This window comes from Streptomyces sp. (assembly GCF_019510245.1).
Taxonomy (GTDB): Bacteria; Actinomycetota; Actinomycetes; order Streptomycetales; family Streptomycetaceae; genus Streptomyces.
Window position 1 is genome coordinate 1 of record NZ_JAEKKT010000098.1, and the last position, 12,684, is coordinate 12,684.

Consider the following 12,684-nt stretch of genomic DNA (forward strand, 5'->3'; position numbering starts at 1 on the left):
GGCCACGTTCGCGGCACCACAGACGAGTTGGATGGAAGCCAGCGGCTCCAGCCGTGAGTCGATACGCCGGATCAGGCTCGACAACGCTGCGACGAAAGGTGCGGTCGCCACGGCGCCGACGAGCATGACCACGAGGCCGGCACGGATCGAGTTGGCGTGGTCCGTGTAGAAGGCCGCCACCCGCTCCGCCGACCAGCTCGGCGCCATCGGCGGTATCCAGTGGGCGATCAGCAGGGCGGCGAAGAAGAGTGCGATGAACAGGTAACCGAAGCTCGCGCAGGCGATCAGGATTCGGCGGGACATGAGGGAATCTCCTGGTTCCGGAAGGGACGGGTACGGAGCGGGCTTCGCTGCACGGACCTGAGGGTGAAGGGGTGGGGCTGTCGGCCCGGCGATCGGCCTCGGGAAGGCTGCCGGGCCGGTGTTGCGAGGTTCTGGTCTGACGTCTGGCCGATGTCCTGGCGGCGTCAGGCCGGTGCGCTCAGATACGGGAACGCGGCGCGCAGCGTCCCGGTGGCGTGGCCGGCGTCCAGGCCCATGGGAACGGGAGCGTTCAGCACGATCTCGAACATCGCCTCGGGAGCGGACTCGGCGAGCCCTCTGCCGTTGCGCGCCTTCGCGCCGAAGTCGGCTTCGGTGCCCACCTGGTAGCGCAGGACGTCCGGGAAGATGACGTCCCGCGTCGCGGCGCCGTAGCCCTGCGGGTCGGAGTGCGTGTCGTTGGCGGCCACGAGACCCGCGACCTTCCGGCGTACGAGGTCCCCGTAGTTGTCGAGGTCGGCATGTGGATCAGTGGCGTTGTAGTCGTCGAAGCCGGCCTCGGTGACGTCGAACAACGTGCTGACGAGCGGAGTCGCGCACCGGTTGATCTGCAGCCAGCCGCCGTGGTGGTCGTCCAGCGCGGTGGTGGCCCAGACGCCGATCGTCCCCGATCCGATGAGCTCGTCCGGAACTTCGAGGACGATGGCGGTGACGTTGGTGCCGGCGAACAGGTTCGAGGCCCGCTTCGGGTCGAATGCGGAGAGATCCACCGCCTCGCCGTTCCGGAGCGCGGTCACGACCGCCGTGATGACGGTGCCGTCGAGGTAGAACGGGTCTCCGGCCCGGCCGACGAAGACGTTGACGCCGTCCGTCGTGGTGACGATCTCCTGCGTCCTGCCGGTTGCCACGAGGGCTCCCGAGGCGCTGCGGTCGCTGGCCTCGGCACCGGTGAGCCGGTCGAGCAACCAAGCCTGCCGGCCGTCCGGTTCGGTGGCGAGGAATCTGAACCGGAACGTCAGATCCTGCACCGCGTCGTCGTCGGTGTCGAGGTGGAACTCGTACAGCGCCTCTGGGTGGAAGCCCTTGTCGGCCGACACCGGGTTGGTGTTCATGACGAAGACCGTGCCGGTCCGTCCCTTGAACAGGTAGACATCGCTGATGTCCAGGCGAGGGTCCTGTTTCGCGGCAGCTGAATCCTGGTGGTGGGACATCGATCGGCCTTCCGTTAGGGCAGAGAGGGACAAGGCACGGCGATGCCTTGCCGACTCGGCGGTTGTTGTGTGCACAGCAATCGAGAGGTTCGGTTCTGCGAACCCGAGGAAGCTGCTGCGGTACCGGCCACCTCGATCGGTCGAGCGCGGCTCGTGGCGCGGTGTTCGTTCAGGGCCTGCGCCGAGCCGGTTGCCTGACGATCGCCGCCCTCAGGCGCTCAAGGCCGTCGCCAAGCAGTGTGTTACTGCCGCTGCGCCGGGCACCCCGAGGTCGAAGTGGGCCACGTCGAACATCCTGACCCGGGGTGGTCATTCGTCGCCAATGCCTATCCGCTGGCTCTGTATGCCGGTTCGGCATCAGTCCACTTGTCTGCATGTGATGCGGCTGACGAGGTTCGCGGACTCGGGATGGATCACACGCGACCGTGCCGCTGCTCTTTCAGCCCTGCCGTGCGGACGCTCGGGGTGGTTGTGTGTTCGCACGCGTGGCGTCCGTGCGAGGCGAGTTGCGGGGCAGCTTGCACGTGAGTGCGTAGATCACTGCACCGACGAGCGTTTCATCCACCATGCGCCACAAGAACTTCACTGTTACCGCTCCTTCGTCTTCAGGGGCCGCTGCGCAGCGGCCCTTCTCCGGACAATCCACCGGGTGCTCTCAGGGCCGTTTCGCGTCGCGTCGAATGTTGTCGGCAGCCCGTTCGGCGACGGCCAGGACAGTCGCGTTCACTCCGGTGTTGGGAATGGACGGCATCACCGAGGCGTCCGCGACACGCAGACCGTCGACGCCGTGCACTCTCAGGTCCGGATCGACGACAGCGAGGTCGTCCATCCCGATCCGGCACGTGCCGACGGGGTTGTAGAAGGTCGCCGCGTTCCTGCGGATATAGGTGACGAGGTCGTCTCCCTTTCCCGGAGCGGTCTCCCGGGCACCCCACTGACCCCAGGCAGGCATACGGCCGACCTCTCGCGCGATGCCGAGGGCCGCGAGCATGGCGGAAACGTCAGCGCTTTCGGCGAGGTAGTTCGGGTCGATCAACGGCAGTCGGCCCGGATTCGAGCTCCTGAGGCGAACCGTTCCCCGGCTCGCCGGCGCCGTGTGAGCGAAGGCGACCGTGTGTCCGCACTCGGGCGTCCCGACGTCCGCGATGTCCGCCGGAGCGTCGAGCAGCATCAGCTGAACGTCCGGAACGGCTGTCGCGCCGCTGTGCACCAGGGCACCGACCGTACTGAAACCATGGCTGGTGGTCAGTTGCCGCCCTGCCTCGAAGACCACAGGGCACTGCAGGTGATCGTGCAGATTGGCGCCGACTCCGGGGAGATCGGCCAGCACCGGAATCCCGACATCGCGCAGATGTGCCGCGGGACCGATACCGGAGAGCAGCAGCAGGTGGGCGGAGCCCACCGTCCCGGCCGCCACGATCACCTCGCCGCGCGCCTCGGCGCGTTCCACTGTGCCGAAGGACGTGTATTCCACGCCGGTGCAGCGTCCGTGCTCGATCACCAGGCGCCTGACGTCCGCCTCCGTGACCAGGTGCAGATTGGGCCGGTCGAGCACCGGCACCAGATAGGCGTCCGCGGCGCTTTGCCTACGACCACCCGCCCCCGCCAGGTCGCACCAGAAGGCGCCGTGCTGCCGTTCACCATTGATGTCGTCGGTGAGATCGTGACCGGCCTGCGTGAGTGCGTCGAGGAACGTGAACGACCCGTCGTCGAGCTGGGTCGTCGGCGCCGCCCATACCGGCCCGATGACGCCGCGCAGGGCGGGGTTGCGGCCTATCGCCGTCTCCGTCCGGCGAAGGTACGGCAGCAGCTCGGTGTAGCTCCAGCCCTTCGCGCCGTTGTCCGCCCATGCGTCGTAAACGGCGTGGTGCCCGCGGACGTGCATCATCGCGTTGATCGAGCTCGATCCTCCGAGGACCCTTCCGCTGGGCCAGTGGTGACTGCGTGACAGCGTCCCGGGCTGCGATGTCGTCCAGCGTGACCAGAGGATCTCCTTGGCCGGGATGAGCGGGAACCCGACCGGAAGGTGCATGACCGGCGGCCCGAGCGCCGAGCCGGTCTCCACGAGAAGCACCTCCGCCGCCGCGTCTTCGGACAGGCGCGCCGCGAGAACACAGCCGGCCGTCCCGCCACCGACGACCACATAGTCATAGGCAGTCATCTCTGTCCCGCCTACCCGTGCCTGGAAGCGCGACCCGGCAGCGGGGGTCCCGAGTGGGTGCTCGTGCCCGGCCCGAGTAAGCCGCGATGCCACATCGTCAAAACCTTTTCTGTCAGCTCAAGTTCCTTCTGCCAATGAGCTTTGCGGGCCACGGCTCGTCGCGCCAATGCCGATTACCCGCATCGTCATGCCGATCGAACATGGCGACAGGACAGCGCGGTTCTGCTCGCCCACGCGCGCGCCTTTATGCCGAACCGAGCGCCGCAATCACGATTTTGGCGAACTGGTCGATGAACGGCATTTTCCGGTTCTTGGCGTACGCCAGCGCCACCATGCGCGGGGCAACCCCTGTGAGCTGGACGTAACGGATGTCTGGGCGACGGTAGAAATCGGCGAGGCCGGCCGGGACGACGATGAACCCGGTGCCGGACGCGACGGCTTCCAGACTCTCCTCGATCGAGGTGGGCCGTTCGGCTTCCGGACGGTTGCGTGCCGCTGTCGCGTCGAAGTCGGTGCCGCGCCACTCCGGTACGTCAGCGGAGTCCTGCAGCAAGCGGTACGGCGTCAGCTCCGTGATGTGGACGGTCTGTGCCTGTGCCAGCGGATGTTCATCGGAGAGAGCCGCAACCCGCTGCTCGGGGAACAGAGGAACGATCTCAAAGATGTCGACCGGCAGCGGCAGCCGGACGAAGCAGACGTCGACGCGACCGTCGAGCAGATAGTCGACCTGGTCGGTGGGCGCCGTGTGCAGCACCTGCACATTGACCTCCGGCGCGAGGGTCCGGAACTGCCTGACGATCGGCGTGACTATGACACCTGGCATGAAGCCGATGGTGAAGTGGTGCCCCTCACGGCTGGCGAGCCGGACTCGCCGCTGCAAAGCCAGCGATGCCGCGAGCAGCGGCCGTGCGTCCTCCAACAGCTGACCGCCGGCCCGAGTGAGCGCCGTACCCAGCGGGCCGCGCTGAAGCAGCGACGCTCCGAGATCGTCCTCAAGGGCACGGATCTGTCGGCTCAGCGCGGGCTGCGTCATCTTCAGTCGTTCGGCACCACGCACAAAACTGAGCTCTTCGGCAACCGTCACGAAATAGCGGAGACGTCGGAGGTCGATATCCATGGCGCTATGTTAGCCACGCCGCTTTTATTGTCGAACTGTGATCTGGAAAAGTGCCAGGGGCTTTGGTGATGCCCATCCGGCATGACTTCTGCTCGAATCGGCATTGGCACCACCAGGCATCAATGACCATGATTGACCGCGCGCCGATGGTGTCGACCTGCAGGCGAGCGGGCTCTCCTTCTGCTTTTGACGGCGGTGAACCGAGGCAAAAAACCGGAAATCGGCACCGACGTGAAATAATTCAAGACGAAGTTCGTGGGGTGCGCGGTACAGAGCCGAGGTAATCCGGGATGCCGTACCGCCGGATCCCGTCGGTGTGGCCAGCGGTGCGGCCTCCCGGAACGCTGCGGGGCGGTCCGGTTCGGATCACCTGAGCCTGGTGGTCCGTCGCAGCGCCGCCTGAAGCAGACGATCCACCAGGTCTCCGTACCCGATGCCACTGGCCTGCCACATCTGCGGGTACATCGAGACGGGGGTGAAGCCGGGCATGGTGTTGATCTCGTTGATCACGAATCGTCCCTCCTCGGTGAGGAAGAAGTCCGCACGGACCAGCCCCTCGCAAGAAGCCGCCTCGAATGCCTTGACGGCCAGTCTGCGCACCTCACCGGTCTGGCTTTCGGTCAGCGCCGCGGGCACCACTCCGGGGGTGGATTCGAGGTACTTCGCCTCGAAGTCGTAGTACGCACCTGCGTCGGGCGCCGGGATCTCGGCCGGCACGCTGGCCCGCGGTCCCTCGGGGAACTCGAGCACGCCGCACTCGATCTCGCGGGCCTGCACCAGGGCCTCCACGATGATCTTCGCGTCATGCCGGTGCGCCTCCGCGATCGCGTCCTCCAGCCCCGGCGGCCCGTCGACTCTGGTGATACCGATCGAAGAGCCGGCGCGTGCCGGTTTCACGAACAGCGGCCAGCCGTACACGACGGCGAAGCGGCTGATTCTCGCGCGGGCACCCGCCGCGTCGGACTGCCACTCACGGGGTCTGATCACCAGGTACGGCCCGACCGCGAGGCCGAACGAGCTGAACACCCTCTTCATGTACTCCTTGTCCTGGCCGACCGCCGAGGCGAGAACGCCCGCTCCTACGTAGGGGATGCCGGACAGCTCCAGCAGACCTTGCACGGTGCCGTCCTCGCCGTACGGTCCGTGCAGTACGGGAAAGACCACGTCCACTTCGCCGAGGACCTTGGGCTCCGTGCCGCGTTCGCTGCGGACGACAGTCCGGTCCGTCGGGTCGACGGAGACGATGATGTTGCCCCGGTCTGAATCCGCGAGCTGCTCGACCGTGGGCTGCCGCCCGTCGACCATCGCCATGCGCTCAGGATCGTCCGCCGTCAGGACCCAGCGCCCGTCCTGGGTGATGCCGACCGGCAGGACGTCGTACTTCATCCGGTCGATGGCTCGCAGCACGGCCCCCGCGGTCACGACGGAAATGCCGTGCTCCGAGCTCCGGCCGCCGAAGAGGAGCACCACCAGCGGCCTGCGGCGCGATCCGGACGAAGGGAAGGTGGATTGTTCGGTCATGGTTTCTGCCTCCTTCGCTGTGCGGCGCCGGCCTTCCGACCGGAAGGCCGGCGCCGCATGCTGGTGGACCGAAGTCCTCTGTTGTCCGGTCAGCTGGTCAGCGAGGACCGGGAGACGGGGAAGTCGAAATAGGTGGACGGGAAGGGCTCGGCGGCGAAAGTGAAGTGCCACCATTCCTCGGCGAGATTCACGAATCCGAGAGACTCGAGCTCGTTCTTGAGCAGCAGTCTGTTGCTGTGCTGGACTCCCACGATGCGCGGGTCGAGCGTGTGCGCGAGCGTGTCGAAGCAGTCGTACCCGGTGCCCATGTCGATCGAGTTGTCCGGGAACCTCTGCGCCGCCGGCGCGTAGCACGGCTCAAGCTTTTCCCCGGGAACGTAGGGACGCGTCGGGTGGACCGGCAGCTTCACCAGCGTGAGGTCGATCGTGCTGCCACGGCTGTGCCCCGACTTCGCCGCGATGTACCCGTCGGCGAAGAGGTCAGCCTTGTCCACCTGCGGGTAGAACTCGTCCTTCATCTTCAGGTCGGTCAGGTCCTGGGCCCAGTCGACGAACTGGTCCACCGCGCGCTGCGGCCGGTAGCAGTCGTACACCTTCAGCGTGTAGCCCTGCGTCAGGAAGTAGCGCTCGGCCTTCGCCAGTGCCTGCGCCGTCGGGGCGGTGATGATGCACAGCGGTTCGACATAGCCGTTTATCGGCGTGCCGATGAAATTATGGGGCGTGGCGTAGCGGATTTCCTGCAGAATCGCAGGGGCCACGTCGTGGAGCGCCACGAAATCGGCGGGTGCCTTGCTTTCCGTGCCGGCGGCCTGCGCGGTGACGGAGGCGCTTGTCACCGTGACAAGGACGGCCGCCAGAAATGCCAGCAGCATGGGGACGCGCATGCGCCCATTGTTGATTACCACTATGCCGTACCTCTACTTGATATATGGGCGGAGAATTTCCCCAGACCCGCAAACGGCGTCAGCGAGAGAGTCATGACGAAAATGCCGAAGAACAAGGTGCAGTGCAGGAGGCCGTATTCGCCGACGAGTAAACCCGTGACCAGTACCGGAACGCACATCGACGTATAAGTGATGGTGTAGATGGCGGCCATCAGGCCCGCCCGTTCCGTCGCGAGAACGTTCGCTGTCACCAGACGGACGCCACCCTGGAACGCGGGCCCGAATCCCGCACCGGCCACCGCGGTCCCCACGTACAGGGCTGTGGAGGAGTCGCGGTGCGCGGCCAGCAGCGTGACGGCCACCCCCGTCGTCAGAAGCAGAGAGCCACCCAAAGCCGTTCGGCCGGCGTCGGCATGCCGGGTCAGCAGCACGGCGGGGACCGCACTGGCGGTCAGCAGGGACACGATCAGGCCGTCGGCGGTCGACGACGCCGATCCTGTGATGCCCCGGACCAGATCGGGCCCAAGGGACAGGTAGAAACCGCCCAGAGCCCAGACGGCCACGAACACGGGTGCGGTGACGAGGAGGGCTCGGCGACTGGACCGGGGAGCGCGGATCCGTGGTCGCAGTGAAAGCCAGGCTCCCGGCCTCGGCGACCTCGACTCCGGAAGGAAGGCCAAACCGAGTGTCTGCACAGCCAGCGCGCTGAACAGCAGCGTGTACATGCTGCCGAGGTGAGTCGGGATCAGATCCATGAGCAGGCTCGTGCCGATCGTCCCCAACGCCATGCCGATGAGCGGTGCGATGCTGACGAACAGGGGTCCCCACCGCCTGGCCACGTCGAGCAGGGCAGCACCCAGTGCGCTCGTCGCGGCACCTGTGGCCAGCCCCTGGAGGGTCCGGGCGAGGATCAGCGAGGTCGCGCCGCCGGCCTGCAGGAAAAGCAGCATGGACAGTGCTTCCAGGGCGAGAGCGGCTCCGATGACCGGCCGACGGCCGACATGGTCGGAGAGCGCGCCGACGGTCAGGAGCGCGACCAGGACGCTCAGGCAGTACACGCCGTAGACCACGGTGACCGTGCCGGACGAGAGGTGCCAACTCTCCTGGTAGACGCGGTAGAGCGGAGTGGGCGCACTGGAGGCGACGAGGAACGTGGTGAGGACGGTCGATAAGAAGACAGCTGACCTACGCCGGGTAACCGCGCCGTCGGCCCAACCGCCGGGCGGCCTTGCCCTTGCCTCGGACTTGGCATGAAGCTCTTCGAGCATCGTTGTTCGGCTCTCTGTACGGGAAGGGTGGAGTGGAGCACGTGAGCGGCACCCGCAGGGCTCACGTCACTTGGCCTGTCGGCGCATTCGGAGTCATCGCCCCCGGAGCCGTCGCTCCCGCGACGCGCCACGGTCGCCCGCGAAGCGCGGTACACACCGGCGGAGTCGCGCTCTCCATGACTCCGGCGCCGCGGGCGACTCGACGGGCATCAGGGCGGCCTCCCGCCGAGGGGGACCGGGGGAGGCCGACGGGGACCACCGTAGGGCTCCGGGTGGCGTGCTCACGGCTGCCGTAGCGCATCGGGTACCAACGGGACCTCGGCAGGGGCCGAACGGACACTTCGGCGCGGCAGGTGCGGCGGATGGCGCGTCGGCGAGCTGGTGACATGCCGATCCGGCATCGGAACGGCCCGAGTCGGTATGGGCGGTATCGGCTGGACCCCGCCGAGAATCGGCGGGCGGGTCAGGTCTGCCTCTGTCGCCCGGCGACCCGCCGATGTCCGAGAGAGCCGGCCTTCGCCAACGCCTCCAGGCCCAGGTCCGGGCGCTGCAACCCCGGAGGACGAACACCGAACATGACTGACCTCAGCATCGCCAAAGGTCCCATCGGTCCCGTGGAAGAGGAGGACCCCACCTATCCGGTGAGCATCGTGCTCACGCTTCAGCGCGAGCAGACGGCGTCACTGCTCCGCGCCATGCGCAGTCAGCAGGTGCTGCCCGCCCAGACACACGCCTGGGGCTCCGAGCGGGCTTACAGCACCCTGCTGCACGAGGTCGGCCCTCGCCTCACCGTCCTGGACGTACCCGGTTCGCAGTGGAACGACGGTCTCGAGCAACGCGTGCGAGCGCTCAGCAACATTTCGTCCGTGGTCGTCCTCTTACCGGATCACACGGATTCTGTACGACTCCTGCTGGCGGGTGCCGCCAATGTCCTCCCCCGCGACTCGCCGCCCAGGGAACTCGCCAGCAGAATCGCCGCCGAGCGGCGATGGCTGGACATGCGGCGCTCACCGCTGCGGCGGGCCGCGGATTCGCCACCGTTTCGCGCTGTCCGCGCCCGGCAGCACTCCCAGCAGGTCCTGTTGGACATGCTCTGTTCCGCCTCGCGGCCCTGGTGCTGCCACGATCTGTGCCTACTGCTCGGCACAGCCGGGGAACCGATGAGCCGCCGAGCGCTGCAGGGCAGGATCGTACGGCTCAACGAGCGGCTCGCGCGGGACGGGCTGTCGGTCGACTGCACCACCCAATGGGGGCGCACGACGTTCCTGGGCCTCGTCGAGGAGTCCGGGGAAATCCTGGGCCATCGGAGCGCGGCAGGCATTAAAGGAACGACTTGAACGGCTCCTCTGGACACAGGCCTTCATGACATTCGGCTCCGTTCCTCAGGCATTGCCAGGCGGAGCCCGAGACCCTGCTCAAGCCATCGCCACGTGTGGCGGTGCGCCTAGGAGATGAACAGACCAACGGAAAGATGAACCAGTGGACGAGCGAGCGGCGACATCAGGCGAAGCATCGGAACCGGTGGAGTCGGAGGAAGCGGTGCGGGCAGCACTTCTGGACGCTTGGACGGCAGGCGGCGGCGCAGGGGACGGACGTGAGGTGGGAGCCTCGTCGCCGTTCGGTGTCATGGGGCATCGCAGCGCCGGGAGCGATGAGTCTGTAGTGCACTGAAGCTCCAAGTCCTGGTTGAAGGGCAGGTGTTCTCCCGCTGCGGCGATGACGGCTGCCCTCTGGCGACCGTGCCCGTTCTCAGCCGTCGCAGTGCCCACACCGCTGCGCAGATGAGACAGATACCGGCAATCAAGCACGCCGGACAGCGCGGATGCCGCCCAATTGCCAGCAGCTCTCCCCGCTTTAAGCGTCAGAAACTCGGCGCTGGAAATATCGAGGAAAGGCGGGAGGGTCCACCGGCTCATGCCGGATCGACATGGAAGGAAGCAGGATTGGCATTAGCCTTCCGTCGATGCGGCCGCCATAGTCGATTCTGCGAAGCGCCGACGGCCGCAACAAATACGGTTTCCACGCCCTGCGGACCGCGCCGCTTCCTCTGCCGATTAGGCTCGACAACTCGAGAGGAACAACACCACATGAAGTCCACCGCTCGAATCAAAGCGCTGGCGGCTGCCGGGCTTGTGAGTGGCGCGGTCGTGGCCTCGCTGGCCGTGACGAACGCGAGCGCCGTCACGCCCCAGGCGAACGACCACGCCGTCGCCTCGCAGACGGCGCACCGCGCGAAGCCGACGGTGGTCCTGGTCCACGGGGCGTTCGCCGATTCCTCCAGCTGGAACAGCGAGATCGCCTATCTGCGACGCCACGGCTACCCGGTCCTCGCGATCGACACCCCGCTGCGCGGCCTTGCCTTCGACAGCGCCTATGTCGAGGCACAGCTCAAGACCATCAAGGGCCCTGTCGTGCTGGTCGGCCATTCCTACGCGGGCGAGGTCGTCAGCCAGGTCGCAGCAAAGACGTCGAAGGTCAAGGCCCTCGTATACGTGGCGGCTCTCATCCCGAAGGTGGGAGAAACCGCCGGCTCCCTGATCGGGCAGTTCCCCGGGTCGCAGCTCATTCCGGAGAACTTCCGCACCGTTCCGCTGCCCGGCGGTGACACCGACGTGTACCTCAAGGCCGACAAGTTCGGGACCGTCTACGGAAACGGGCTGTCGAAGTCGGACATCCAGGTCGCCTCGGTGACTCAGGAACCGGTCGCCCTTTCGGCGTTCACCGACAAGGCCACGGTGAATCCGCCGGCGAAGACGCCGAAGTGGGCGGTCATCTCGACCGAGGACCACGCCGTGCCGACGGCCGCCCAGAAGTTCGAGGCCAACCGAGTGGGCGCCCACATCATCTACACCCGCTCGGGCCATGATGTTCCTTCGATCAGCCCCGGAGCGGTCAACCGTGCCATCGTCGCCGCCTCTGAGTCCGTGCACTGATCAACCCCTGTAGCAGGGCCCCCGTTTGAGGACGCGGGGCTCGCGGCGGCCGTGTCATGACCTTGGCCGCCGCCGTACAGGCACTCGCGATGACTCTCCACTGCCGCCCCGGACAGTGCAGGACTCGCAGCCGCAGGCGGTACAACGGACGGCTCCCGCAGGCCCGATGCCTGCGGGAGCTTTTCCCGTTCTCTCAGCGGTGACCTCGTCCACTTGCAGGACAGCGGCGCATGAGGGCCGCGTTCGCAAGCGGCTAGTCGTGTCCGCTTGCCGCATTGCGGAATCTTGCGCTCGGGCGACTGCGGCATGGACGAACAAGGAGCACCTCCGCCTCCTCGCCGGCGTCACCGGTGACGGCCGCGTCGACATCGTCGGCTTCGGCGGCCCGGGGTGTACGTGGCCCGCAAGCTCTACCGCCGCTTCAGGGCCCGCCGACTCCCGCCCCGATGTGCGGCCTGGCTCGCCTCCGCCTGTCAGGCCGGCGCCCCGCGCCGGCACTTGCGATCCGCTTGGCCAACGGGCCCTCACGGCCCAAAACCGGATGCCGGACACCAGCCGGGTCGGCTACCTTCCTCGTCGTGCAGGTGCGCAGGCAGCGGATACTTCGCCTTCCTAGCGGGTAACGCGGGTTCGAATCCCGCCGTCGGCTCCGGCCGGTGTCGTTCAGCGGCCCAGGACGCCTTACGTCTCCGCCGCCGACCCTGATCTCTGCACACCACACACGCACCGCCCGCCCAGCCAAACCAATGTGCCCTGGCCGCCTGACGGCCCCTCTCCGGCACCGAAAAGGGCGAGGCCCGAAGACCCGCCCGCTACCGGTGAAACCCCAGCTCAGGGCCAGACAAGGCAATAAGGCTGATGCCCCGCCTCATGCAACCGATGGCTGAAGTCCTGCCACTCGTGCAGCAGTTGGTACACGTTGAACGCGTCCCTCGGGCCGCCCCGGTCCGGGACCGTCGACCAGATGAACGCCGCCGCGCCGACCGCTTCCTCGCCTATGCCACGCAGCGGGTCCACCACCGTCATGGGGAGCTTGACCACCGCGTAGTCGGGGTGCAGGACGACCAGTTCGAGCGGGGGGACCTTGTTCAGGGGGACGCCCTCGATGCCGGTGAGGACCATCGCCGCCATGGTCTCCGGCTTGATCTTGGTGAACATGCCGTTCATGCCGAGCTCGTCGCCGCCGAGTTCCTCGGGGCGCATCGAGATCGGGACACGGGCCGCGGTCTCGCCGTCGGGCGCGCCGAAGTACTTGTACGTCACCCCCACCCGACCACCATTCCTGCTTCCCGCCCTCAACGGATCGATCCGACGTTCGATACGTCGCT

General features: G+C 67.1%; 10 protein-coding genes and 1 pseudogene. 3 read left to right on the plus strand and 8 right to left on the minus strand.

What is annotated here, in order from left to right; genetic code table 11:
* The 7 genes from JF597_RS05825 to JF597_RS05855 form a co-directional block, all read right to left on the minus strand.
* Positions 1–303: hypothetical protein (locus JF597_RS05825; protein ID WP_366916382.1), on the minus strand; the 303-nt coding region annotated here is incomplete at its 3' end.
* A 164-nt stretch (positions 304–467) separates the two neighbouring features.
* The gene (locus JF597_RS05830) at positions 468–1,472 is read right to left on the minus strand and encodes a DUF4331 family protein (RefSeq protein WP_293990191.1); all 1,005 of its coding nucleotides are present in this window, start codon (positions 1,470–1,472) and stop codon (positions 468–470) included.
* Between the two features lie 655 nt (positions 1,473–2,127).
* Positions 2,128–3,633 (minus strand): GMC family oxidoreductase N-terminal domain-containing protein, encoded by a 1,506-nt coding sequence (locus JF597_RS05835; RefSeq protein ID WP_293990193.1) that lies wholly within the window; start codon positions 3,631–3,633, stop codon positions 2,128–2,130.
* Positions 3,634–3,877: 244 nt separating this feature from the next.
* Positions 3,878–4,750: a LysR family transcriptional regulator gene (locus JF597_RS05840; RefSeq protein ID WP_293990195.1), complete on the minus strand. Its 873-nt coding sequence runs from the start codon at positions 4,748–4,750 to the stop codon at positions 3,878–3,880.
* A 366-nt stretch (positions 4,751–5,116) separates the two neighbouring features.
* Complete coding sequence (locus JF597_RS05845) at positions 5,117–6,271, minus strand: D-alanine--D-alanine ligase family protein (RefSeq protein ID WP_293990197.1); 1,155 nt, start codon at positions 6,269–6,271, stop codon at positions 5,117–5,119.
* Positions 6,272–6,360: 89 nt separating this feature from the next.
* Complete coding sequence (locus tag JF597_RS05850; RefSeq protein WP_293990199.1) at positions 6,361–7,155, minus strand: M15 family metallopeptidase; 795 nt, start codon at positions 7,153–7,155, stop codon at positions 6,361–6,363.
* Positions 7,156–7,175: 20 nt separating this feature from the next.
* Positions 7,176–8,423, minus strand: a complete 1,248-nt coding sequence (locus JF597_RS05855) for an MFS transporter (RefSeq protein ID WP_293990201.1) — start codon at positions 8,421–8,423, stop codon at positions 7,176–7,178.
* A 575-nt stretch (positions 8,424–8,998) separates the two neighbouring features.
* On the opposite strand from JF597_RS05855, the gene JF597_RS05860 reads away from it, so the two are divergent.
* The 3 genes and pseudogenes from JF597_RS05860 to JF597_RS05870 form a co-directional block, all read left to right on the plus strand.
* The gene (locus JF597_RS05860) at positions 8,999–9,760 is read left to right on the plus strand and encodes a hypothetical protein (RefSeq protein WP_293990203.1); all 762 of its coding nucleotides are present in this window, start codon (positions 8,999–9,001) and stop codon (positions 9,758–9,760) included.
* Between the two features lie 750 nt (positions 9,761–10,510).
* Positions 10,511–11,356 (plus strand): alpha/beta hydrolase family protein, encoded by an 846-nt coding sequence (locus JF597_RS05865; protein WP_293990205.1) that lies wholly within the window; start codon positions 10,511–10,513, stop codon positions 11,354–11,356.
* A gap of 322 nt (positions 11,357–11,678) precedes the next feature.
* Positions 11,679–11,788, plus strand: a pseudogene (locus tag JF597_RS05870) (VCBS repeat-containing protein); the annotation flags it as partial.
* Between the two features lie 399 nt (positions 11,789–12,187).
* Here the strand turns inward: JF597_RS05870 and JF597_RS05875 are convergent.
* The gene (locus JF597_RS05875) at positions 12,188–12,625 is read right to left on the minus strand and encodes a hypothetical protein (protein WP_293990207.1); all 438 of its coding nucleotides are present in this window, start codon (positions 12,623–12,625) and stop codon (positions 12,188–12,190) included.
* Between the last annotated feature and the right edge of the window lie 59 nt (positions 12,626–12,684).

Bases quoted from the DNA above. Each gene is read 5' to 3' on its own strand.
- JF597_RS05830 (WP_293990191.1), bottom strand. From the start codon at position 1,472: ATGTCCCACCACCAGGATTCAGCTGCCGCGAAACAGGACCCTCGCCTG.
- JF597_RS05840 (WP_293990195.1), bottom strand. From the start codon at position 4,750: ATGGATATCGACCTCCGACGTCTCCGCTATTTCGTGACGGTTGCCGAA.
- JF597_RS05845 (WP_293990197.1), bottom strand. From the start codon at position 6,271: ATGACCGAACAATCCACCTTCCCTTCGTCCGGATCGCGCCGCAGGCCG.
- JF597_RS05865 (WP_293990205.1), top strand. From the start codon at position 10,511: ATGAAGTCCACCGCTCGAATCAAAGCGCTGGCGGCTGCCGGGCTTGTG.
- JF597_RS05850 (WP_293990199.1), bottom strand. From the start codon at position 7,155: ATGCGCGTCCCCATGCTGCTGGCATTTCTGGCGGCCGTCCTTGTCACG.
- JF597_RS05860 (WP_293990203.1), top strand. From the start codon at position 8,999: ATGACTGACCTCAGCATCGCCAAAGGTCCCATCGGTCCCGTGGAAGAG.
- JF597_RS05855 (WP_293990201.1), bottom strand. From the start codon at position 8,423: ATGCTCGAAGAGCTTCATGCCAAGTCCGAGGCAAGGGCAAGGCCGCCC.
- JF597_RS05835 (WP_293990193.1), bottom strand. From the start codon at position 3,633: ATGACTGCCTATGACTATGTGGTCGTCGGTGGCGGGACGGCCGGCTGT.